This is a genomic window from Pseudomonas sp. PF05, assembly GCF_056521845.1.
Genome location: NZ_JBWLPW010000033.1, coordinates 1 through 22,803 on the forward strand (window position 1 = coordinate 1; position 22,803 = coordinate 22,803).

The window sequence follows — 22,803 nt, forward strand, 5'->3', positions numbered from 1 at the left end:
GAGCCCAGCGGTTCGGTGCGACGTTTCGCTGAATCCCCTCGCCACAATAGTGTTCCAACAGTGCATCGCAGTGTCAGCCCGGGTCGCGATAACCCGGGTGAAAGTCCTTCGGCACCGCCACGCTGACCTTGTCCCGGGTGGCGATGTCGATGCCTTCGCTGGCCACTTCGGCGAGGAAATCGATCTGCTGCGGGGTGATGACATACGGCGGCAGGAAATACACCACGCTGCCCAGCGGTCGCAGCAAGGCACCACGCTCCAAGGCGTGCTGGAACACGCTCAGGCCGCGCCGTTCTTGCCACGGATAAGCGGTTTTGCTGGCCTTGTCCTTGACCATCTCGATGGCCAGCACCATGCCGGTCTGGCGCACCTCGGCGACGTTCGGGTGGTCGGCCAGGTGCGCGGTGGCGCTCGCCATGCGCAGGGCCAGGGCCTGGTTGTTTTCGATGACGTTGTCTTCTTCGAAGATATCCAGCGTCGCCAGGGCCGCCGCACAGGCCAGCGGGTTGCCGGTGTAGCTGTGGGAATGCAGGAAGGCGCGCAGGGTCGGGTAGTCATCGTAGAACGCGCTGTAGACCTCGTCGGTGGTCACGCATGCCGCCAGCGGCAAGTAACCGCCGGTCAGGGCCTTGGACAGGCAAAGGAAATCCGGCGTGATGCCGGCCTGCTCACAGGCGAACATTGTCCCGGTACGGCCGAAGCCGACGGCTATTTCGTCGTGGATCAGGTGCACGCCATAGCGGTCGCAGGCTTCGCGCAGCAACTTCAGGTATACCGGGTGGTACATGCGCATGCCGCCGGCGCCCTGGATCAGCGGTTCGACGATCACTGCCGCCACCGTGTCGTGGTGCTCGGCCAGGGTCTGTTCCATGGCCGCGAACATATTGCGCGAATGTTCTTCCCAGCCCATGCCTTCAGGGCGGTGGTAGCAGTCGGGGCTCGGCACCTTGATCGTGTCCAGCAGCAACGCCTTGTAGGTTTCAGTGAACAACGGCACATCGCCCACCGACATCGCCGCGATGGTTTCGCCGTGGTAACTGTTACTCAGGGTGACGAAGCGTTTTTTATCCGGCCGGCCGCGATTGATCCAGTAGTGAAAGCTCATCTTCATCGCTACTTCGATGCAGGACGAGCCGTTATCGGCGTAGAAGCACCGGGTCAGGCCTTCGGGTGTCATCTTCACCAGGCGCTCGGACAACTCGATCACCGGCTGATGGCTGAAGCCGGCGAGAATCACATGCTCCAACTGATCGACCTGGTCCTTGATGCGCTGGTTGATGCGCGGGTTGGCGTGGCCGAACACGTTGACCCACCAGGAGCTGACGGCATCGAGATAACGCTTGCCTTCGAAATCTTCCAGCCACACGCCTTCACCGCGCTTGATGGGGATCAGCGGCAGCTGTTCGTGGTCTTTCATCTGGGTGCAGGGATGCCACAGCACCGCCAGGTCGCGTTGCATCCACTGGTTATTCAGGCCCATTTACAGTCTCCTCGAGGCGGCTCGCGGCGGGCGCGGGCAAAACAATCGCGCAAGCCTATGCAATGGCGGCTCCGCGGACAACCCATTGTGTCATTCCCACTACTTTGAACGAGGCGATAGACGTCGCTGGCGGCGTTTTGATGGCTGACGTATTCTTCGCCGTTCCCTGAGCCGACTGGCTCGAAAAACCGAGAGCCGACTGGCTCGAAAGCTGAAGTTTCCCAAGTTTTAATCCGGAGTTCGTTGAATGTCTGCTGGTTGGCTACGCGCCTGTGCGCTGGTGATGATAGGGCTGTTCAGCGTTTCGGCGCTGGCCAAGGACAAACAACCGACGGCCATCGTCATCGGCGGCGGCCTGGCGGGGCTCACGGCGGCCTATGAGCTGCAGAACAAAGGCTGGGCCGTGACGCTGCTGGAAGCCAAGCCGAGCCTGGGCGGCCGTTCGGGCATGGCCACCAGCGAGTGGATCGGCAACGAGAAGACCCAGCCAGTGCTGAACAAGTACATCTCCACCTTCAAGCTGAGCACCACGCCGGCCCCGGAATTCGTGCGCACTCCCAGCTATCTGATCGACGGCACCTACTTCACCGCCGCGGACCTGGCGACCAAACAGCCGGCCACCGCCGAAGCCCTCAAGCGCTACGAAACCACCCTGGACGACCTGGCGCGCTCCATCGAAGACCCGCAGAACCCGGCGGCCAACAATACGCTGCACGCGCTGGACCAGATCACCGTGTCCAATTGGCTCGACCGCCTGCAATTGCCGGCCACGGCGCGGCAGTTGGTGAACCAGGAAATTCGCACTCGGTATGACGAACCTTCGCGCCTGTCGCTGCTGTATTTCGCCCAGCAGAACCGCGTCTATCGCGGCGTCTCCGACCGTGACCGGCGGGCCTCGCGCCTGCTCGGCGGCAGCCCGGTCCTGGCCCAGGCGTTCGTCAAGCAACTGAAAACCATCAAGACCAGCTCGCCCGTGTCGGCCATCTCCCAGGACAAGGACGGGGTAACCGTCAAGGTTGGCGCCGTTGGCTACCAGGCGGATTACGTGGTGCTGGCAGTGCCGTTGCGGGCGCTGAACAAGATCCAGTTGACCCCGGCCCTGGACGCCCAGCATCAAGGCGCCATCAAGGGCACCAACTACGGCTGGCGCGACCAGATCATGCTCAAGTTCAAGACCCCGGTCTGGGACAGCAAGGCGCGCATGTCAGGTGAGATCTACAGCAACGCCGGCCTGGGCATGATGTGGATCGAACCGGCCATGAAGGGCGGTGCCAACGTGGTCATCAACCTGTCCGGCGACAACGCCCGGGTGATGCAGGCGTTCGGCGACAAGCAGATGGTCGATCAGGTACTGATCCGCCTGCACGCGTTTTATCCACAGGCCCGTGGCGCGTTCACAGGCTATGAAATCCGCCGCTACAGCACCGACCCGTCCATGGGCGGTGCGTACCTGGCCTTTGGCCCGGGCCAGATCAGCAAGTACTGGCGCCTCTGGGAAAGGCCATTGCAGCGCGTAGCCTTTGCCGGTGAACACACCGACACCCTGTATCCGGGCACCCTGGAAGGCGCGCTGCGCAGCGGTCAACGGGCCGCCAGCCAGGTTGAAGACCTGGCGGCGGGCAAGTCGTTCGAACCGGCCAAGGTCGCGCCAGTGGCAGCGGCAGCGGCCGGTGCGGTGGCGGCGAAGAAGGGCAACTTCTTCACTAACCTGTTTGGTGGCTCGGATGACGACAAGAAGCCAGAGCCGGTCAAGGCACCGGAGCCGGTAGCGCCTGCCCCAACCCCGGCACCCACCCCTGTGCCAGCGCCGGTAGAACCACCTGCACCTGCCCCGGCGAAGGTTGAGCCAGCCAAGAAAGCAGCGGCCAAACCGACGGCGAAAAAACCAGCCGCCAAGGCTCCGGCTAAAAAAGCGCCAGTGAAGAAAGCCACACCGGCGAAAAAACCGGCGGCCAAGCCGGCAGCGACAACACCGGCGGCGACTGAGACCAAGGCTCAGTAAGGCTCGGTGTCAGAAAAAAAAGCGTGGCGTGTCAGCTGCGCTTTTTTTTGCCTGTGAAACCGCTGTCGCGAGCGAGTTAGTTCCCACAAGGCCAGCGCAGGAGTGAGCTTCCTCGCGATGAGGTCCGTCCCGTTATCACGCATCGTCTTGCCTTTAATCTTTCCTTAACCCACTCATCCCAGACTGATGATCGTATTTCTCGATATTTCAAAGCGAAATTTTCCGCTTTAAATCGATAGATAACTCGCTAGTCTTGGTCGCAGTTTTTACAGGAAATGAGCAATGCAGCTACGCAACTCTTCTTCTCGCTATGGCTGGGTCAGTATCGCTTTGCACTGGGGCGTTGCTCTGGCGGTGTACGGGCTGTTCGCGTTGGGCCTGTGGATGGTCGGCCTGGATTACTACAGCGCCTGGCGCAAAGACGCACCGGACCTGCACAAGAGCATCGGCCTGGTGCTGCTGGCGGCCATGTTGCTGCGGGTGATCTGGCGCGTTGTCAGCCCGCCGCCGCCGACCCTGCCAACCTATGGCCGCCTGACCCGCGCCAGCGCCAAGCTCGGCCATAGTGCACTGTATCTCGGGTTGTTCGCCGTGATGATTGCCGGTTACCTGATTTCCACCGCAGACGGTGTGGGGATCCCGGTGTTCGGTCTGTTTGAAGTTCCTGCGCTGGTGTCCGGACTGCCCGATCAGGCAGACGTCGCCGGCCAGATTCACCTCTACTTGGCGTGGGCGTTGGTCATTTTCTCCGGCCTTCATGCCTTGGCAGCATTGAAACACCACTTTATCGACCGTGACGCGACCCTCAAGCGAATGCTGGGACGCCAAGCCTGATGTTCAACCTCGACTCCAAAGGAATAGAAAGCATGTTGAAAAAGACGCTCGCCGCCCTGGCAATCGGTTCTGCCCTGCTGTCGGCCGGCCAGGCCATGGCTGCTGACTACGTCGTCGACAAGGAAGGCCAGCACGCCTTTGTCGACTTCAAGATCAGCCACCTGGGCTATAGCTACATTACCGGTACCTTCAAGGACATCGACGGCAAGTTCAGCTTTGACGCCGCCAAGCCTGAAGCCAGCAAGATCGAGTTCAACGTACGTACCGCCAGCGTGTTCACCAACCACGCCGAACGCGACAAGCACATCGCCAGCAAGGACTTCCTGGACGTAGGCAAGTTCGCCGATGCCAAGTTCGTGTCCACCAGCGTCAAGCCCACCGGCAAGAACGCTGATGGTAAAGACACTGCAGATGTGATGGGTGACCTGACACTGCACGGCGTGACCAAGCCAATCGTGGTCAAGGCCACGTTCCTGGGCGAAGGCAAGGATCCGTGGGGCGGCTACCGTGCTGGCTTCGAGGGCACCACCAGCATCAAGCGCTCCGACTTCGGCAAGATGATGGACCTGGGTCCGCAATCCGACGCCGTTGAGCTGTACATCTCGTTTGAAGGTGTCAAAGCGAAGTAACCTTCGCGCCTGACAAAAAACGCCCCTGGTCTTGCGATCAGGGGCGTTTTTTATTGCGCGGATTCGGGCAATACAGAGAACCCTGTGGGGGCGAGCTTGCTCGCGATGGCGTCATGCCAGCCGACTTCGATGTTGACTGATATACCGCTATCGCGAGCAAGCTCGCTCCCACATTTGGAATTGTGTTGGGCCAAAAAAAAGCCCCAGGTCGCGAGACCTGGGTCATTTTGTACGGCTTGGAAAAACTCAGCGATTGCGGGTCAGCAGCGCTGGTTTTTCGCCCCGTGGACGGCTTGGCAGTTGATCCAGCTGTTCAGGCGTCGGGAAGCGATCGGCTTTCGATTCCTTGTGCATGATCTTCGGCTGGTTGCTGCGCGGGTTCTGCACGGCGGGTTCCTGACGAGGCTGGTCGTCACGGGCCGGACGGCGCGGGCGGGTGTCGTCGCGACGGGCCTGGCCGTCACGCGGGGCACCGTTGCGTGGGCCGCTGCGCTTGGCCGGTGGCGTGCCGGTGGACGAGCCATTGCTGTTGCGTGGACCGTTCTGGCGACCTTGTGGCTGGCCGCTACGCGGTGCACCTGCACCAGCGCCTTGTGCCGGGGCACCTGGACGGCGACCGCGACCCTGGGCCGGTTTCTGCTGTGGCACGTAGTCGACGCGGTTACCGAAGTTATCGATATCGTCGTCCAGGAACTCGTCCGGGGCACGATCGGCTGCGGCGCGGGGGGCTGGACGCTGCTGTTCACGGGCTGGCGTGCCTTCGCGGGGCTTCTGCTCGCGGGCTGGGCGTTCGCCGCGGCCATTGCTGTTGCTGGCCGATTTTTCCTTGCCCTTGTCCTTGCCTTTGTCTTTGCGGCCGCCGCCACCACCGCCGCCGTTCGGACCGTCGCCGCGCGGGCCACGGGCATTGCGCGGATTGCGCACGTCCGGACGTTCGCGCACTTCAGGCTTCTCGGCCTCGATGGTGCTGGCATCGAAGCCCATCAGGTCGCCGTCGGCAATTTTCTGCTTGGTCATGCGCTCGATGCTTTTGAGCAGCTTTTCTTCGTCCGGCGCGACCAGCGAGATCGCTTCGCCCGAACGACCGGCCCGGCCGGTACGGCCGATACGGTGCACGTAATCTTCATCGACGTTTGGCAGCTCGAAGTTGACCACGTGAGGCAACTGGTCGATATCCAGGCCACGGGCCGCGATGTCGGTGGCCACCAGGATGCGCACTTCGCCAGCCTTGAAGTCGGCGAGGGCCTTGGTGCGGGCGTTCTGGCTCTTGTTACCGTGGATCGCCACAGCCGGCAGGCCGTGCTTGTCCAGGTACTCGGCCAGGCGGTTGGCGCCGTGCTTGGTGCGGGTGAACACCAGGACCTGTTCCCAGGCGCCGGCGGTAATCAGGTGCGCCAGCAGGGCACGCTTGTGGCTGGCCGGCAGGCGGAAGACGCGTTGCTCGATGCGCTCGACCGTGGTGTTCGGTGGCGTGACTTCGATGCGCTCCGGGTTGTGCAGCAGCTTGCCAGCCAGGTCGGTGATGTCCTTGGAGAACGTCGCCGAAAACAGCAGGTTCTGGCGCTTGGCGGGCAGGCGGGCGAGGACTTTCTTCACGTCATGGACAAAGCCCATGTCGAGCATGCGGTCGGCTTCGTCCAGCACGAGGATTTCCACGTGGGACAAGTCGACGCTGCCCTGGCCGGCCAGGTCCAGCAGGCGACCGGGGCAGGCGACCAGTACATCGACGCCACGGGACATGGCCTGGACCTGGGGATTCATGCCCACGCCGCCAAAAATGCAGGCGCTGACGAACTTCAGGTCGCGAGCGTAGACCTTGAAGCTCTCGTGTACCTGGGCCGCCAGTTCGCGGGTTGGGGTCAGGACCAGTACGCGCGGTTGGCGCGGGCCATGACGCTGGGATTTGTCTGGGTGACCGTTGGGGAACAACCGCTCCAGGATCGGAAGGGCGAAACCGCCGGTTTTACCAGTACCTGTCTGCGCCGCGACCATCAGGTCGCGACCTTGCAACACGGCGGGAATGGCCCGCTGTTGCACCGGGGTAGGCTGGGTATAGCCGGCGGCTTCGATGGCGCCGACTAAAGCCTCGGAGAGACCGAGGGAAGCAAAGGACATGAGTAATCCTGTTTTAGTGAGGGCCTGGCCCAATGGGATAGTCTTGCCTGGCGCGAATGACGTTCAATAAAAAGACGTCATCCCGTCCGGTCCTGCCGGGCCTCGAAGGCGGGTCCGGACAAGGCTCGCGCGGGCCTTAGGCGGCGCTGTAGCGGTGTCGGGATGCCTTTTGCAAGGCCGGGCGTCCGGGCGTGAGCCTGGCGGGAAGGCCGGAGTATAACAGAGCAAACGCCGTGCGCCGCTTTCCTGCTGCTCAACGGTTTATTTCAACGTTGAGCCTGGCCGGGCGAGGTGGCCTTGGCCATCGGTCCGGCGCCGTAACGGGCGCTCAGTTCGGCATAGGCCGGTTCACGCTTGAAGCGCTTGAGTTCGGCACCGAAGCGTTGCACCAGCAAATCCATCCCGGCGCTGCGTCGTACCGCCAGGTATTGGCTTTGACGGCTCACGACCGTCGGGTTTTCGGTGATCTGGTCGCCCAACTGCATTTGTTCGAGCACATGTCGGCCCACCCTGCGGTCGGTGATGAGCAGGTCGATCCGTCCCAGCTGCAACTTGCCGAAATTGGCTTCGTGGGTTGGCGCCGTTTCCCGGGTGAACAGGGTCGACTCACTGAAGGCCTGGCTGTAGAGGTAACCGGGCGAGGTGCCGATGGTCAGGCCGGCCAGGTCATCGAGCGTGCGAAACGGATGGGGCCGGGCATTGGCGTAGAACATCACGAACTCCACGTCCGACAGCGGTTCGCTGGGGTAAAGCAGCATGGTATCGCGCTCGTCGCTGTGGAAGATGTCCAGCGCACCATCCGCCAACCCCTGCTCCAGCATCACCAGGCAGCGCTTCCACGGCAGGAAGTGCCATTCCACGTCGATGCCCAGGCGTTTGAACACGATGGCCGTGGTTTCGTAGTCCAGGCCCAGCATCGTGCCGTTTTCTTCGTAGACATATGGGGCCCAGGGTTCAGTGACAATGCGCAACTTCTCGGCCCGGGCAACCATGCTCAGGCACAAGAGAAGAAGGGCGGTCAGCAGCTGGACAATGACGGGCATGGCCTGAGGTTACGACGAGAGCTCATCAAATAGCTAGAGCCCTCTGGACTGCGCCCTGGTGGCCTGCCTGCGGTGTTCATGGATGGCTCGGCGGCGCTCACCGATGCAAGCGTATTGCAGGTGGGGCCGTTGCGAGACAACTGAATGAAAAAGGCCTTGGTGGTTGGCCAAGGCTTTTTTTGTTCAAACCACATTGCAGCATTCAGCGCGGCAGCTTGAGATTGTTCCATACCGCGAGGCTGGGCTCGGCCTGGTTAAGGGTATAGAAATGCAGCCCCGGTGCACCACCTTGTAACAAGCGCTCACACATTTGCGTGATGACTTCCTCGCCAAAGCTTTGGATGCTGGAGGAGTCGTCGCCGTAGGCCTCCAGCTGCTTGCGGATCCAGCGTGGGATTTCTGCACCGCATGCGTCGGAGAAGCGCGCCAGCTTGCTGTAGTTGGTGATAGGCATGATGCCTGGCACGACAGGAATGTCGACGCCCAGCTTGCGTATGCGCTCGACGAAATAGAAGTAACTGTCGGCGTTGAAGAAGTACTGGGTGATCGCGCTATTGGCGCCAGCGTTGGCCTTGCGTACGAAGTTGCGCAGATCGTCTTCGAAGTTGCGTGCCTGGGGGTGCATTTCTGGATACGCAGCCACTTCGATGTGGAAATGCTCGCCGGTTTCTTCACGAATGAAGCTCACCAGTTCGTTGGCGTGGCGCAGCTCGCCGCTGGCCATGCCCATGCCTGATGGCAGGTCGCCGCGCAGGGCAACGATGCGCTTGATGCCAGCGGCCTTGTACTGGGTCAGCAGGCTGCGCAGGTCGTCCTTGCTGTCGCCCACGCAAGACAGGTGGGGTGCGGCCGGGACTTTGACTTCGCTTTCGAGCTGCAGCACGGTGTTCAGGGTGCGGTCACGGGTCGAACCGCCGGCGCCATAGGTGCAGGAGAAAAAGTCGGGGTTGTAGCTGGCCAACTGGCGGGCAGTGGCGATCAGTTTTTCATGCCCAGCATCGGTCTTCGTCGGGAAGAACTCGAAGCTGTAGCGACGGTCTTGGGACATGGTCATATCCTTGGAAGCGCGTAGGCCGGAGAGGCTTGCATAGCCCTTGTGGGAGCGGGTTCATGTAGGAGCGAGCCTGCTCGCGATTGGCTTCGTCTCGCTCCGATAGCTGGATCGAGGTGTCTGCATCGCGAGCAAGCTTTGCTCCCACAGGCCCGCTCCCACAGGGAGAGCAGGCAATAGAGCCGATCAGTAGCGGTAAGCGTGCGGCTTGAACGGGCCTTCGACGGTCACGCCGATGTAGTCAGCCTGTTGCTTGGTCAGTTTGGTGACCACGCCGCCGAAACCGCGGACCATTTCCAGGGCCACTTCTTCGTCGAGTTTCTTGGGCAGCACTTCCACGGTCAGGCGCTCGGCTTTCTGGGCCGGCGACAGGTCGGCGTATTTCTGGCCGAACAGGAAGATCTGGGCCAGGACCTGGTTGGCGAACGAGCCGTCCATGATGCGGCTTGGGTGGCCGGTGGCGTTGCCCAGGTTAACCAGGCGGCCTTCAGCCAGCAGGATCAGGTAGTCGTCGTTCTGTGGGTCGAAGCTGCCAGTACCGGTGCGGTGCACCTTGTGAACCTGCGGCTTCACTTCTTCCCATGCCCAGTTCTTGCGCATGAAAGCGGTGTCGATTTCATTGTCGAAGTGACCGATGTTGCAGACCACGGCGCGCTTCTTCAGGGCCTTGAGCATGTTGGCATCGCAGACGTTGACGTTGCCGGTGGTGGTCACGATCAGGTCGATCTTGCCCAGCAGGGCCTTGTCGATGCTCGCTTCGGTGCCGTCGTTGATCCCGTCGATGAACGGCGAAACCAGTTCGAAACCGTCCATGCAGGCCTGCATGGCGCAGATCGGATCGACTTCGGACACCTTGACGATCATGCCTTCCTGACGCAGGGACTGGGCCGAACCCTTGCCCACGTCACCGTAGCCGATCACCAGCGCCTGCTTGCCCGACAGCAGGTGGTCGGTGCCGCGCTTGATGGCGTCGTTGAGGCTGTGACGGCAGCCGTACTTGTTGTCGTTCTTGCTCTTGGTCACCGAGTCGTTGACGTTGATGGCCGGGATCTTCAGTTCGCCCTTGGCCAGCATGTCCAGCAGACGGTGCACGCCAGTGGTGGTTTCCTCGGTCACACCGTGGACGTTTTCCAGTACGGCTGCGTACTTCTTGTGCAGCAGCTCGGTCAGGTCGCCGCCGTCGTCGAGGATCATGTTGGTGTCCCACGGCTGGCCATCCTTGAGGATGGTCTGCTCCAGGCACCACTCGTACTCTTGCTCGGTCTCGCCTTTCCAGGCAAATACCGGGATACCGGCGGCGGCGATGGCGGCAGCGGCCTGGTCCTGGGTCGAGAAGATGTTGCAGGACGACCAGCGCACTTCGGCACCCAGGGCAACCAGGGTTTCGATCAGCACGGCGGTCTGGATGGTCATGTGGATGCAGCCGAGGATCTTCGCGCCCTTGAGCGGTTGCTCGCCGGCATACTTGCGGCGCAGGCCCATCAGGGCTGGCATTTCGGATTCGGCGATGATGATTTCGCGACGGCCCCAGGCAGCCAGGGACATGTCGGCGACTTTGTAGTCGGTAAAATCGGCAGGCGTGATAACAGCGCTCATGAAGAGCCTCCATTCGTAATGTATGCGAATGGGCGCCGTTGTGCGTTTAGTGTCTGCGCGGGGAGCCCCCGTACAAACAACGCCCCATCCGAGCCTGACAGGTCGAGCCTGCTGCAGCGCCCCTCGGACAGGTGGCGGGAACGGTCCAAAGGGTGGACCGAGGTAAAGCGGTGGCGATTATAACGGGCTAATCGGATCTTCCAAAAGGGTTTCTGTCGGCAAATCGAAATTGCCGATGACCGTCATAGGGCCCGCGACGTAGAGCCTGGCCCTGCGGTCTGCCATGATGCAGCAATCCAACGGCCAGACACTCAGGAGTGATCATGAATTTCCACACCCGCAAATGGGTCAAGCCCGAAGACCTCAATCCCAACGGCACGCTGTTCGGCGGCAGCCTGTTGCGCTGGATCGACGAGGAGGCGGCGATCTACGCCATCGTCCAGCTCGGCAACCAGCGCGTGGTCACCAAGTACATCTCGGAAATCAACTTCGTCAGCGCCTCGCGCCAGGGCGACATCATCGAGCTGGGCATCACCGCCACCGAGTTTGGCCGTACTTCCATCACCCTGACCTGCGAGGTGCGCAATAAAATCACCCGCAAGAGCATCCTGACCGTGGAGAAAATGGTCTTCGTCAACCTTGGCGAAGACGGCCTGCCTGCGCCGCATGGGCGGACCGAGATCACCTACGTCAAGGATCAGTTCAAGGACGATGTCGTGGTGTGAGATCGGCGACGCTGCCTTCGCGAGCAGGCCATACTGAACAGCACTGAGCGCCGCGTGTCGTAGATACATCACGCCACCGGTTCAGGAGCTGTATGGACACCCATAAAGAAGGCAAGACCCCTGATCTCTCGGCTCAGGAGCAGCATGAAGTCGACCGCAACCAGCCGCCGCGGGCGGCCGTGTTGCATGAAATCATCCGCACCCAGGGCAATCAGGAACTGGAGCGCAGTATCGCCGCGCTCTGGTGGTCGGCCCTGGCGGCGGGGTTGACCATGGGCCTGTCGCTGATGGCCATGGGGTTGCTCAACTCCCGGCTGCCGGAACACGAAGGCTTCAAGGTCATCGCCAGTTTTGGTTACTGCGCCGGCTTTCTCGCGGTGATCCTGGCTCGCCAGCAGTTGTTCACCGAAAACACCCTGACCGCCGTGCTGCCGATCATGAGCAAGCCCACGCTGGGCAACTTCGGCCGGCTGTTGCGGCTCTGGGGCGTGGTGCTGGTGGGCAACCTGTGCGGCACCTTACTGGTAGCCTACGTCATGTTGCACCTGCCGATTTTCGATCAGCGCACCGACCAGGCCTTCCTGGAAATCGGTCGCAAAGTCATGGAGAACGACACCGGCCAGATGTTCGCCAAGGGCATCATTTCCGGCTGGATGATCGCCACCATGGTCTGGATGATCCCGTCCATGGAAAGCGCCAAGATGTGGATCATCATCCTGATCACCTACCTCATGGCGCTCGGGGATTTCACCCACATCGTCGTCGGCTCGGCCGAAGTGTCATATCTGGTATTTGCCGGCCAATTGTCCTGGGAGGACTTCTGGATGGTGTTCGCCGGGCCGACGTTGGCGGGAAATATCATCGGCGGCAGTTTCATCTTTGCGCTGATCAGCCACGCACAGGTGCGCAGCGAGACCAATACGCCCCTCAGTCGGCAAGGCCCGCCGCGGCGCCGAGATGACGCTGGCGATAAATAAAATACAGCGCGGCCAGTACGGTTAGCCCGCCCACCAGGGCCCCGGTCCACGGCAAATCCGCCAGGTCGGCACCACTGGCCACTACTAGCCCACCCATCCACGCCCCCGCCGCGTTGCCCAGATTGAAGGCACTCTGGTTCAGGGTCGAGCCGAGGTTGGGTGCTTCATGGGCCTGGTCGATGATCAGCAGTTGCAGGATCGGGCACAGGGCGAAGGCGAAGATGCCCCATAGCACCAGGGTGATCGCCGCCGGAATCACCGATTGGCTGGTCTGGCTGAACGCCGCCAGCACCAGCACCACGGCCAGGGCCATGGCCACCAGTGAAGGCAGCAGGCGCCGGTCCGCCAGGCGCCCGCCGAGGAAACTGCCCGCCGTCAGGCCGACGCCAAACAACAGCAACATGACGGTGATGCCGTGGGGGCTGACACCGGTGATGTCCTGCAGGATCGGCGCGATGTAAGTGAACACGCTGAACAAACTGGTGGAGGCCAGTACGCTCATGCCCAGGGCGAGTAACACGTTGACCTTGCCCAGCACCTTGAACTCGCTGGCCAGGTTGGCTTTGTCCATGGGGATTTCCCTGGGCAGCCAGACCCATTGGGCGATGGCGGCGATCACGCCGATCACCGATACCGCCCAGAACGTCGAACGCCAACCGGCGTATTGACCCAAGGCCGTGCCCAACGGCACGCCCAGCACGTTTGCCAGGGTCAGGCCGGTGAACATCATGGCAATCGCCTGGGCCCGTTTGTTCGGCGCCACCAACCCGGCCGCCACCACCGAGCCGATGCCAAAGAACGCTCCGTGGCACAGGGCCGTAATGACCCGGGCGGCCATCAGCGTGGCGTAGTTCGGCGCCAGGGCGCAGAGCACATTGCCGAGGATGAACATCAGGGTCATGCCCAGTAGCGTGGCCTTGCGCGGCATGTTGGCGGTGCCAATCGCCAGGATCGGCGCGCCGAACACCACGCCCAGGGCGTAGCCGGTAATCAACAGCCCGGCCTGGGGAATGCTCACGGCCAGGTCCCGGGCGACATCGGGCAACAGGCCCATGATGACGAATTCAGTCGTGCCGATGCCGAAAGCGGCGACGGCCAAAGCAAGCAAGGCGAGTGGCATGCGCAAGGTCTCTGTCTGTAGTCTTGACGCCCGGATCAGGCATACGCATGCCGGCGCACCCATTCGAGTGAATGGGACAGCAGCGAGATTATTGGAATAGGAATATGCGCAACTGAGTGCGGCGTGATCGGTTTGCAGTATAAACGATAGCCAATCAATTCATGAGCCTTACTGAGCGTAGGAGCTGTAGGAGCTGTCGAGTGCAAACGAGGCTGCGATCTTTCCGCCGACAATTGAGTTTGAAGCGAAAGATCAAAAGATCGCAGCCTCGTTGCACTCGACAGCTCCTACGGGGCGGGGGACAAGATAAGGAGCGTGCCGTGCTTGCAACGGCCTTGGTGTTGGTCGCGGCTTTGTTGCATGCGGCATGGAATACGCTGATCAAGTTCAGCGGCGAGCGTTTGCTGGTGGTGGCGTGCATGGACAGCGTCGCCTTGCTGTTCGTCGCGTTGGCACTGGGTTTCGTGGCGTTGCCGCCGTTGGATATCTGGCCGTGGATCCTGGCGTCGGCGGCGTTCGAGCTGCTGTATCGCTATTTGCTGATCCAGGCTTATCGGGTCGGTGACCTGGGGTTGGTCTATCCACTGATGCGCGGCCTGTCGCCGCTGGTGGTACTGGCCCTGACATTTATATTCGCCGGTGAAGCCCTGACGACCCAGCAGGTCATCGGCATTTTGCTGATCCCGTTCGGCATGCTTTGCCTGTTGTGGCAGGGCGGTGGTGGCGAGCGGCTGCCCTGGTCGATGCTGCCGGTGGTGGCGCTGATCGGTCTGTGCATCGGGTGCTACACCTTTATCGACGGCCACGCTCTGCGGCGCTGGTCCCATCCGCTGGATTACCTGGTCTGGGTCACGCTGCTCAGTGCCTGGCCGTTCCCGTTGCTGGCGCTGGTGAGCAAGCGGCCGGCGTTCATGCGGTTCTGGCGTGAGCAGTGGCGGTTGGGGTTGGCGGTCGGATTCTGCGTATTGTTCAGCTACGCTCTGGTGCTGTGGGCCATGCAACTGGGCTCGATCGCCGAGGCGGCCGCGCTGCGGGAAGTCAGCGTGATCCTGGTGGTGCTGTTCGGCATGCGTTACTTGAAAGAACCTTTCGGCTTGCCGCGGCTCTTAGCCTGCGGGCTGGTGTTGGTTGGCATGCTGGTGATGAAGTTCTGACCGGCGCCCGAACTCGCGATTTTCTATAAAACCCAAAGAAGGAACTGCATCAATGACGGTTGCCCTGTGGTGTATTTTGATTGCCTTTATCCTGCCTTACCTGTGCATCGCCATTGCCAAGATCGGTGGACGATACAGGCTGGCAGATAACAACGACCCTCGGGACTTTCTGGACACACTCGAAGGCGCCCCCCGACGGGCATACGCTGCGCAACTGAACAGCTTCGAAATCAGCCCGTTTTTTGCCGCCGCCGTGATCGTTGCGCACCTGGCCGGCAATGCCGAGCTGGTGACCATCAATGTGCTGGCGGTGCTGTTCATCACCAGTCGCCTGCTCTACATCATTTGCTATCTGGCGGACTGGGCGATCCTGCGTTCGCTGGTGTGGTTCGTGGGGGCTGGGTTGGTCTTGAGTTTCTTCTTTGTTTCGGTCTGAGCCTGGTTTTTGAATCAAGGCGCCTGTACTGGCCTCTTCGCGAGCAAGCCCGCTCCCACACTGATCTCAGGTCGCTCACAAATGTTGCGTCCATTGGAGATCAAATGTGGGAGCGGGCTTGCTCGCGAAGGCGGCAGCACGGTCAACCCATTCCTAGGGATTGGCGGTCACCGCATTCGCCACCTGTGGCACTTGCGGCAACGCCATGCCCTTGGGCCAGAGCATCCAGATCTGGCCTTGTTGTTTCATGTCCCCGGCCAGTTGCCCGGCCGCCTCGCCAGTGCCCCAGAACAGGTCCGCCCGCACTTCGCCGGCAATTGCACCGCCAGTGTCCTGGGCGGCGACGGGCCGGTTCAAGGCGCTGCCGTCGGGGCGCGTGGTGGATAGCCAGAGCAGGCTGCCCAGCGGAATCACCTTGCGGTCCACCGCCACGCTGTAGCCGGCGGTCAGCGGGACATTCAGCGAGCCTCGCGGGCCTTCGTTGCTGTCGGGGTTACGGTTGAAGAACACGTAGCTGGGGTTGCTGCCCAGCAATTCGGGAATACGGTTCGGGTTGGCCTTGGCCCAGGCACTGATGGTACCCATGGTCACGTCCTCTTTCTTCAGCTCGCCCTGCTCGACCAGCCAGCGTCCGATGGGCCGATAAGGGTGGCCGTTCTGGTCGGCATAACCGATGCGCAGTTGGCGGCCATCGTCGAGTCGAATGCGTCCCGAACCCTGGATCTGCAGGAATTGCAGGTTCATGGGGTCGGTCAGCCAAGCGATGACCGGTGCCTTCACCCCGTTGGTTTCGATGGTGGCCGCGTCGTCGTATGGCTTGAGCACCCGGCCTTCGAGGCGGCCACGCAGGCGTTTGCCTTTGAGCTCAGGGTAAATGCTGTCCAGCGACACAATGATCATGTCCTCCGGCACACCGTAGACCGGGATATTCGCCGTGGCGGTCTGGGTGAGGCTGCCGGGGTAGACCGGTTCGTAGTAGCCGGTAATCAGGCCGTTGGGGCTGTTGTCGCCCGAGCGCAGGCCATAGACGTCCAGGTTCTGTTTCAGGAAATTGCGTACACCCTGTGCGGTTTGCGGCACATTGGCTGCTGCCGCGCAGGTTGGGCCCCAGGTCGCATCGGCCTTGAGCCGGGTGCAGGCACTGCGCCAGGAACCGAAACCGGCCAGCAGGTCTGCATCGGATACCGACGGCAACGCCTCCCAGGGTGCACTGACATAGGTGGCGACGGCGTGGGTCTGAGGTTTTTCGACCTTTTCGCCGCGATTACAACCGGCCAACAGTGCGATCAGCGGTAGGGCCAATGCCAGGCCTTTGTGCCAGGTCTTGATGCGGCTGTTCATGAAAATTTCCTTTGCAGTCATTCGTAGGCAGTCAGGCGCTCGAACAACCCGTATTGTTGATAGGGCCATTGGTCTTTACCGATGATCCGAGGATACTAATTGCCGTTTCCTGCTCCGAGGCCAAGATGTTTGTAAAACGATTTTCCATGGCCGTACTGGCCTGCCTGATGTTGTCCGCCTGTGGCGGCGTCGATCCCAATTCTCCCCTTGGCCAGCGCAAGGCTATCTTCAAGCAGATGCTCAAGACCAACGAAGAGTTGGGCGGCATGTTGCGCGGCCGAGTCCCATTCGATGGCGCACGATTTGCCGAAGGCGCGGCGCAATTGGATCAACTCTCCCATGAACCGTGGAAACACTTCCCGCAAGTGCGTGAGCAAGACCACACCAGTGCCCGGGATGAAGTCTGGCAAAAGCAGGCGCGTTTCCAGGAGCTGGCCCGCAACCTTGAAGCCGCCACCGGTGAATTGGTAACCGCCAGCAAAGTCCAACCCTACAAGGCCAGTTACCTGGGGCCGGCGGTGCAGAAGGTCGAGGATGCGTGCAGTGCCTGTCATAAGGAGTTTCGGGATCATTGACATGGCTTGAAAGATCGCAGGCTTCGCCAGCCCCTGCAGGGGATCGCATTGAGCCTGTAGGAACCTGCGATCCTTTCAATGTTCACTTGTCCAGCTCATCCACCGCTTCCTGCAGTTCCTTGCGGGAGGCCGCGAGCTTGTCCTTGCGTTTGTTGATCCGCTCGGCGTCGCCTTTCTTCATGGCCTTTTCCAGGTCGGCCTGACGTCGGCTCACCTCGTGTTTTGCATCGAGCACCTTGTTTTCACGCTCCTTGCGCAAGGACGCATCGGTGCAATGGGTGGTGACTTCATTCAATGCGGTTTCCAGGCCGGCCTGCTGGTCCTGGTTACCACGGGACTTGGCCAGTTCGATCTGGTTGATGATGCCCTGGCGCTTGGCCGCGCAACCAGTGAGCTCCGGGGTTTGCTCGTCCGCCATCAAAGGGGCGGCCATGGCGCTGCATAACACCAGCAGGGCAACGGGGGACAGGAAATTCATAGCAACTCCGTGAAAAATCGCGAGCGGTCAGGACCGATGCGCTGTTGGAACGCATGCTTGCCCCTTGGGTTCAACCGCACGGGGTCCGGATCAAAAACCGTCGACCCCGGCGGTGCGTAATACGTCACTCAAAGCCAGCACCTGTGGGTCGCGAAAAAATGCGCTCAGCTGCGCGGCGCGTCCCGGTCCGATGCCGGCTTCGGCTTGCCATTGTTCGGTATTGCGCTCGGCCAGCGTCTGCCACGGCCCTTTCAACCGGGCCTCACCGACGGGCGGCAGGCCCAGGGCCTTGAGCCATTGCCCGAAAGGGCGTTGCCGGGCGCTGTCCAGGCTGGCGAGCAAGCGGGCGCTACTGCGTTCGCCGAAGCCGTCAATATTAGCAAGCTCGGCGGCATCAAGGGTCAACCAATCCAGCAATCCGTGAAGTCGACCTGCAGCCAGGAGTTTTTCCCAGGTGCCGGGACCGACATGGGGCAGGGCGAGCCCGTGCTTGCCACTGAGCCAGTCCAGGCGTGCGAGGAACTGGCTTTCACAGCCGGGCGTCGCTTGCCAGCAGCTCAAGAAGTGATGGTCACCCGCTGCCGGGGCATTGACGTCCTGGCGTTCGAGGCTGCGCAGCACAACCGCGTCGAGTCGCGGGATGGTGAGCCCGGCCAGGCTGATAGCGACCCGGTCGCCGGGGCGAATGTCCATCTCCTCCCAACGCTTGAGGGAGCTGACACTTACCCGGCGAATCCACCGGTCGTCGAGCCGGATGCGTTCAAGCTCCAGTACGGGGGTGATGCGTCCGGTACGACCGATCTTGAAGTGCACCTTGCGCACTTCGGCCAGGGCCTGGGCATACGGATACTTCCAGGCCACGCTCCAGAATGGCGCCCGGGCCTGCCAGCGATCGGCGGGTGGGCGGCGACTCTGGCGCAGGACGATCCCGTCGCTGGCAAATGGCAGGGGGGTGCGATACCAGTGGTCGCGCCACTGCTCGGCATCGGCCAATGTCCGGACAGGCTGGTTATAGACGAGGGTGTCAGCGAAGCCCAACTCACTCAGTGCGGCCATTCGCTCGGGCAGGGTGTCCGGCCCTTGTGGCCAATCCCAGACAAACAGGCCGATATACACACCATCGTGCACCGTCAGATTGCTGCGTGCCATCAAGCCGGCCATGGTCCCGCGGGCGTTCAAGCTGCCGCTGCTGGCTTGGACATGGGCTTGCAGGTGCCAGTACAACTCGCCCTGGACCACCAGGTCTACAGGCTGGCGCAGTCGTTGCGGGATGGCGCCGATCTTGCGCGCATTCGTGGTCCAGTCGTGTCCTTGGACACCATCGCCACGGCTGATTGCCTGATGCAGGCGCCCCTTGCGGTAAACCAGGGTTACCGCCACGCCGTCGACTTTCGGCTGGGCCCAGACGTCCTCTCGACCGTGCAGCCAAGCCCCTACGGCGTCGGCATCCTTGAGTTTTTCCAGGCCGGTATGGACAACGGGGTGCGGCACCTTTCCGCCCGCGGAGCGCAGCGGCTCGTCGGACGCCGCGAGGTTGAAACAGCGGCGCCATTGGCCCAACTCTGTGCGGGATTGATCATACAGTTCATCGGCCACCAGCGATTGGCCGAGGCGATGATAACTGTCGTCCCAGGTATCGATTTGCTGTTGCAGCGCGGCGACTTCGGCACGGGCGCGTTCAGTGGGCCAGTCGGGGCAGGGCGCGGCGACTGCGGGAAGGGTGATGCAGACAAGACAGGCGAGTGCATACAGAAACGGTGGCATCGAAGCATCCTTGCTCGGTTGAGTACTGAAGGCTAGCCACCGTCCCGGAAGTTGCGAGGCCTGGAGCGTTACCGGATTTTACGGTGCCTGCTGGCAAAGTCGCGGCGGTACAGTGCGCGGCGATTTAGTCGCGCAACTGTGCCTTGTCCTCGTCAACGACCGGCGCAGAATGGACCTTCGATTCGCCTCTGCCTGGAGTGCTCCCGATGGAACTGACGACACTCGCTGTTTTCATCCCGGCCTGCTTTGCGCTGAACATGGCGCCGGGGCCGAACAACCTGCTGTCCATCAGCAACGCCTCGCGGTATGGCTTCGTCCGGGCGTGCAGTGGCGGCATTGGTCGGTTGCTGGCGTTTGCGATCATGATCGCCCTGGCAGCGGTGGGGCTCACCGCTGTGCTGCACACCTCGGAGTTGTTGTTCCTGGGGATCAAGCTCGTCGGTGCCGGCTACCTGTTCTATCTGGCTGTGCAGTTGTGGCGGGCCCAGCCTGAGGCCGGCAGCGAAGCCGCGGTCGCGTCGATGAGCCGGGCCGGCCTGGCGCGCCAGGAGTTCCTGGTGGCGATCGGCAATCCGAAGGCGATCCTGTTGTTTACCGCGTTCCTGCCGCAATTCGTCGACCGTACAGGCACCGTCACCCAACAATTCGCCGTGCTGGGAGGCTTGTTCCTGGCGCTGGAGTGCATCGCCATCGGCTTGTATTGCTACATGGGCATTTACGCGCGGCGGTTGTTCGCCCGTCCCAGTGGCAAGCGCCTGTTCAATCGGATGTGCGCGGGACTGCTGGCCAGTGCGGCTTCGTTTTTGCTGGTGGCACGGCGATCATGAGCGCCATGGCGAGGGGGTTTTTGGGAGCAAGGCTTGCTCGCGACACAGGCGCCTCGTTACCGCAGCAACCGCGTTGTTTTCATCGCGGGCAAGCCTTGCTCCCACAGATAAATTCTCTCGCCACAAGAGCCTGGCATGACTTTACCCTCTGAGTAGCCAAGCACCTGGCATGAAAAAGCCCCTGACGACCCAGTCGCCAGGGGCTTTTTCTTTACACGCGGGTATTACAGGCCGGCAGCGGCGCGCAGGGCGTCGGCGCGGTCGGTTTTTTCCCAGGTGAAGGTGGTGAAGGTATCGTCACCCCAGGTCTTGGTCTGTGGCGTACGACCGAAGTGACCATAGGCAGCGGTGTCCTGGTACATCGGGTGCAGCAGGTCGAGCATGGTGGTGATGGCGTACGGACGCAGGTCGAACACTTCACGGACCAGGTTGATGATCTTGTCATCGCCGATCTTGCCGGTGCCGAAGGTGTTCAGCGAGATCGACGTAGGCTGGGCCACGCCAATGGCGTAGGACACCTGGATCTCGCAGCGCTCGGCCAGGCCGGCGGCGACGATGTTCTTGGCGACATAGCGACCGGCGTAGGCGGCCGAACGGTCAACCTTCGATGGGTCCTTGCCGGAGAACGCGCCGCCGCCGTGACGGGCCATGCCGCCGTAGCTGTCGACGATGATCTTGCGGCCGGTCAGGCCGCAGTCACCCACCGGGCCACCGATGATGAACTGGCCGGTCGGGTTGATGTGGAACTGGGTGTCCTTGGACAGCAGCTCGGCAGGCAGCACATGCTTGACGATCAGCTCCATCACGCCTTCGCGCAGGTCCTTGTAGGACACTTCCGGGTTGTGTTGGGTCGACAGCACGACGGCATCGATACCGACCACCCTGCCGCCTTCGTAACGGCAGGTCACCTGAGACTTGGCGTCCGGACGCAGCCAAGGCAGCAGGCCGGATTTACGGGCCTCGGCCTGGCGTTGAACCAACTGGTGCGAGAAGGTGATCGGGGCCGGCATCAGCACGTCGGTCTCGTTGCTGGCGTAGCCGAACATCAGGCCCTGGTCGCCGGCGCCCTGGTCTTCAGGCTTGGCCCGATCAACGCCCTGGTTGATGTCGGGGGACTGCTTGCCAATGATGTTCATGACGCCACAGGTCGCGCCGTCGAAGCCGACGTCGGAGCTGTTGTAGCCAATGCCCAGGATGACGTCCCGGACGATCTGTTCCAGGTCGACCCAGGCCGACGTGGTGACTTCGCCGGCGATGATCGCCACGCCCGTTTTCACCAGAGTCTCGCACGCCACGCGGGCGAACTTGTCTTCAGCAATGATGGCGTCCAGCACCGCATCAGAAATCTGGTCGGCGATTTTGTCCGGATGCCCTTCAGACACGGACTCGGAGGTGAAAAGGGAGTATTCGCTCATCTCGATGTTTTCCTACAAGTTACCGTTGGTGAGTGTCGCCAGTGGGCCGCTGAAAGTGGCGAACCTGGATCTGGAAACCATTACGTAAGCCTACATAGAGGCTTTCCCCGGGCACGAGGCCCGCAGCGGTGGCCCAGCGGGCCAGGTCGTCCTGTTCAAAGCCGAGCCAGAGATCGCCACAGGCCTCCCTGGCCCAGCTCTGGTTGTGGCTGCATAACTCGGTCACCAGCAAGCTGCCGCCCGGTTGCAGCAGGCCGGCCATGTGCCTGAGGGCATCGGCCGGCGCGGCGAAATGATGCAGCACCATGTTCAATACCACGCAGTCGGCCTGCAGGCTCATGCCATCCAGTGCATCGGCCAGTTGCAGGCTGACGTTAGCCAGGGCCTCGCGTTCACACACCTGGCGCGCCAGCTCGAGCATGGCCGGGCTGTTGTCCAGCGCCGTCACCTGGCTGAAACGTTGTGCCAGCTCTGGCAGAAAGGCGCCATCGCCGGGGCCGACTTCGATCGCCGTGGCCGTGGGTTCGAAGCTTAGTTTGTCGAGCAGCGCCACGACGCTTTCGCGGTATTGCGGCAATCCCGCGATCAGGTCTTGCTGGGCGCGAAACTTCTCGGCGACCCGTGCGAAGAAGTCCTGGCTGGCGGCGGCCCGTTGCCCGTGTACCTGGGCGATGCGAGCCTGCACGTCCGTCGGCAGGTTCAGCGCGTCCACTTCGTCCAGCAGCGCGGCGTGCAGCTTGCCGCCCAGCAGGTCGGTGTGGGGCAGGGCGCGGCGATAGAAAATGGCGTTGCCTTCGCGGCGGGTCGCCACCAGGTCGGCCTGGGCCAGGACCTTGAGGTGGTGGCTCATGCCGGACTGACCGATGCCGAAGATCTGCGCCAGCTCCAGCACGCCGAACGAATCGTTGGCCAAGGCGCGCAATACATTGAGCCGCAACGGATCGCCGCCGGCCTTGCAAAGGGCCGCCAGCTCATCGCAGTCGTCATGGCGAATGGAAGGCGCAGGTAAGTTCATGTGCGGCAGTCTAGTGAGGGGACTGGAACCCCGCAAGTCCAATATCAAAAAGTTTTGATATTGGCAGATAAATGGCACTTCCCAACCCGTGCTTGACTCTACAAGCCATCAGCGGAAAGGTTTCACCTGGCGAATGCGACTTTATCCACCGGAAAAACACCCAAGGATGACTATCTGTCATTGCCCCGGGGCGGGTGGGTGAGGGAAAATGCTCGCCTTTTTCAGT

20 protein-coding genes and 1 riboswitch are annotated in these 22,803 nt (G+C 61.9%); of the genes, 9 read left to right on the top strand and 11 right to left on the bottom strand.

The genetic code is table 11. The features are described from left to right. Positions 1-73: 73 nt before the first annotated feature. Positions 74-1,480, bottom strand: coding sequence for an adenosylmethionine--8-amino-7-oxononanoate transaminase (locus tag AC09SL_RS28860; RefSeq protein WP_058544213.1), 1,407 nt, complete (start codon positions 1,478-1,480; stop codon positions 74-76). Between the two features lie 247 nt (positions 1,481-1,727). On the opposite strand from AC09SL_RS28860, the gene AC09SL_RS28865 reads away from it, so the two are divergent. The 3 genes from AC09SL_RS28865 to AC09SL_RS28875 all read left to right on the top strand — a co-directional run bounded on the left by AC09SL_RS28865 (position 1,728) and on the right by AC09SL_RS28875 (position 4,945). Beyond that, positions 1,728-3,482: a flavin monoamine oxidase family protein gene (locus AC09SL_RS28865; protein WP_058544212.1), complete on the top strand. Its 1,755-nt coding sequence runs from the start codon at positions 1,728-1,730 to the stop codon at positions 3,480-3,482. Between the two features lie 282 nt (positions 3,483-3,764). Continuing rightward, a complete protein-coding gene (locus AC09SL_RS28870) occupies positions 3,765-4,316 on the top strand; it encodes a cytochrome b (RefSeq protein ID WP_058544211.1) in 552 nt (183 codons plus the stop codon). A gap of 32 nt (positions 4,317-4,348) precedes the next feature. After that, positions 4,349-4,945, top strand: a complete 597-nt coding sequence (locus AC09SL_RS28875; RefSeq protein ID WP_058544210.1) for a YceI family protein — start codon at positions 4,349-4,351, stop codon at positions 4,943-4,945. Positions 4,946-5,191: 246 nt separating this feature from the next. On the opposite strand, the gene AC09SL_RS28880 is transcribed toward AC09SL_RS28875, so the two are convergent. The 4 genes from AC09SL_RS28880 to ahcY all read right to left on the bottom strand — a co-directional run bounded on the left by AC09SL_RS28880 (position 5,192) and on the right by ahcY (position 10,750). Further along, the gene (locus AC09SL_RS28880) at positions 5,192-7,060 is read right to left on the bottom strand and encodes an RNA helicase RhlE2 (RefSeq protein ID WP_058544209.1); all 1,869 of its coding nucleotides are present in this window, start codon (positions 7,058-7,060) and stop codon (positions 5,192-5,194) included. Between the two features lie 266 nt (positions 7,061-7,326). Continuing rightward, on the bottom strand, positions 7,327-8,103 hold the full coding sequence (locus AC09SL_RS28885; protein ID WP_058544208.1) for a substrate-binding periplasmic protein: 777 nt from the start codon (positions 8,101-8,103) through the stop codon (positions 7,327-7,329). Between the two features lie 202 nt (positions 8,104-8,305). Then, a complete protein-coding gene (gene metF, locus AC09SL_RS28890; RefSeq protein WP_058544207.1) occupies positions 8,306-9,151 on the bottom strand; it encodes a methylenetetrahydrofolate reductase [NAD(P)H] in 846 nt (281 codons plus the stop codon). A 189-nt stretch (positions 9,152-9,340) separates the two neighbouring features. Next, positions 9,341-10,750 carry an adenosylhomocysteinase gene (gene ahcY / locus AC09SL_RS28895; protein WP_058544206.1) on the bottom strand — a complete coding sequence of 470 codons (1,410 nt, stop codon included), beginning with the start codon at positions 10,748-10,750 and terminating at the stop codon, positions 9,341-9,343. 23 nt (positions 10,751-10,773) lie between these two features. Next, positions 10,774-10,881: riboswitch (S-adenosyl-L-homocysteine riboswitch) on the bottom strand. Between the two features lie 192 nt (positions 10,882-11,073). On the opposite strand from ahcY, the gene AC09SL_RS28900 reads away from it, so the two are divergent. Together AC09SL_RS28900 and AC09SL_RS28905 are read left to right on the top strand one after the other, a co-directional pair. Beyond that, positions 11,074-11,475 (top strand): acyl-CoA thioesterase, encoded by a 402-nt coding sequence (locus tag AC09SL_RS28900; RefSeq protein WP_058544205.1) that lies wholly within the window; start codon positions 11,074-11,076, stop codon positions 11,473-11,475. 92 nt (positions 11,476-11,567) lie between these two features. Next, the gene (locus tag AC09SL_RS28905) at positions 11,568-12,452 is read left to right on the top strand and encodes a formate/nitrite transporter family protein (protein WP_058544204.1); all 885 of its coding nucleotides are present in this window, start codon (positions 11,568-11,570) and stop codon (positions 12,450-12,452) included. Here the strand turns inward: AC09SL_RS28905 and AC09SL_RS28910 are convergent. Next, positions 12,403-13,572 (bottom strand): MFS transporter, encoded by a 1,170-nt coding sequence (locus AC09SL_RS28910; RefSeq protein ID WP_058544203.1) that lies wholly within the window; start codon positions 13,570-13,572, stop codon positions 12,403-12,405. The two genes, AC09SL_RS28905 and AC09SL_RS28910, sit on opposite strands and share 50 nt — an antisense overlap. 320 nt (positions 13,573-13,892) lie before the next feature. Between AC09SL_RS28910 and AC09SL_RS28915 the strand changes: the two genes are divergently transcribed. Continuing rightward, the gene (locus tag AC09SL_RS28915) at positions 13,893-14,726 is read left to right on the top strand and encodes an EamA family transporter (protein WP_058544202.1); all 834 of its coding nucleotides are present in this window, start codon (positions 13,893-13,895) and stop codon (positions 14,724-14,726) included. Positions 14,727-14,778: 52 nt separating this feature from the next. After that, positions 14,779-15,162 carry an MAPEG family protein gene (locus AC09SL_RS28920; protein WP_058544201.1) on the top strand — a complete coding sequence of 128 codons (384 nt, stop codon included), beginning with the start codon at positions 14,779-14,781 and terminating at the stop codon, positions 15,160-15,162. Positions 15,163-15,315: 153 nt separating this feature from the next. Here AC09SL_RS28920 and mltA read toward each other — a convergent pair whose 3' ends face one another. Then, on the bottom strand, positions 15,316-16,503 hold the full coding sequence (mltA, locus tag AC09SL_RS28925) for a murein transglycosylase A (protein WP_058544200.1): 1,188 nt from the start codon (positions 16,501-16,503) through the stop codon (positions 15,316-15,318). A gap of 125 nt (positions 16,504-16,628) precedes the next feature. Between mltA and AC09SL_RS28930 the strand changes: the two genes are divergently transcribed. Further along, on the top strand, positions 16,629-17,078 hold the full coding sequence (locus AC09SL_RS28930; RefSeq protein ID WP_058544199.1) for a c-type cytochrome: 450 nt from the start codon (positions 16,629-16,631) through the stop codon (positions 17,076-17,078). Between the two features lie 82 nt (positions 17,079-17,160). On the opposite strand, the gene AC09SL_RS28935 is transcribed toward AC09SL_RS28930, so the two are convergent. After that, a complete protein-coding gene (locus tag AC09SL_RS28935; RefSeq protein WP_058544198.1) occupies positions 17,161-17,556 on the bottom strand; it encodes a DUF1090 domain-containing protein in 396 nt (131 codons plus the stop codon). 90 nt (positions 17,557-17,646) lie between these two features. Further along, positions 17,647-19,320: an NAD-dependent DNA ligase LigB gene (gene ligB / locus AC09SL_RS28940; protein WP_058544197.1), complete on the bottom strand. Its 1,674-nt coding sequence runs from the start codon at positions 19,318-19,320 to the stop codon at positions 17,647-17,649. A gap of 206 nt (positions 19,321-19,526) precedes the next feature. Here ligB and AC09SL_RS28945 point away from each other — a divergent pair, with 206 nt between their 5' ends. Beyond that, a complete protein-coding gene (locus AC09SL_RS28945; protein WP_058544196.1) occupies positions 19,527-20,147 on the top strand; it encodes a LysE family translocator in 621 nt (206 codons plus the stop codon). A gap of 224 nt (positions 20,148-20,371) precedes the next feature. On the opposite strand, the gene metK is transcribed toward AC09SL_RS28945, so the two are convergent. Next, positions 20,372-21,562, bottom strand: a complete 1,191-nt coding sequence (metK, locus tag AC09SL_RS28950; RefSeq protein WP_058544195.1) for a methionine adenosyltransferase — start codon at positions 21,560-21,562, stop codon at positions 20,372-20,374. Between the two features lie 19 nt (positions 21,563-21,581). Then, on the bottom strand, positions 21,582-22,577 hold the full coding sequence (locus tag AC09SL_RS28955; protein WP_058544194.1) for an ArsR/SmtB family transcription factor: 996 nt from the start codon (positions 22,575-22,577) through the stop codon (positions 21,582-21,584). Positions 22,578-22,803: the final 226 nt, after the last annotated feature.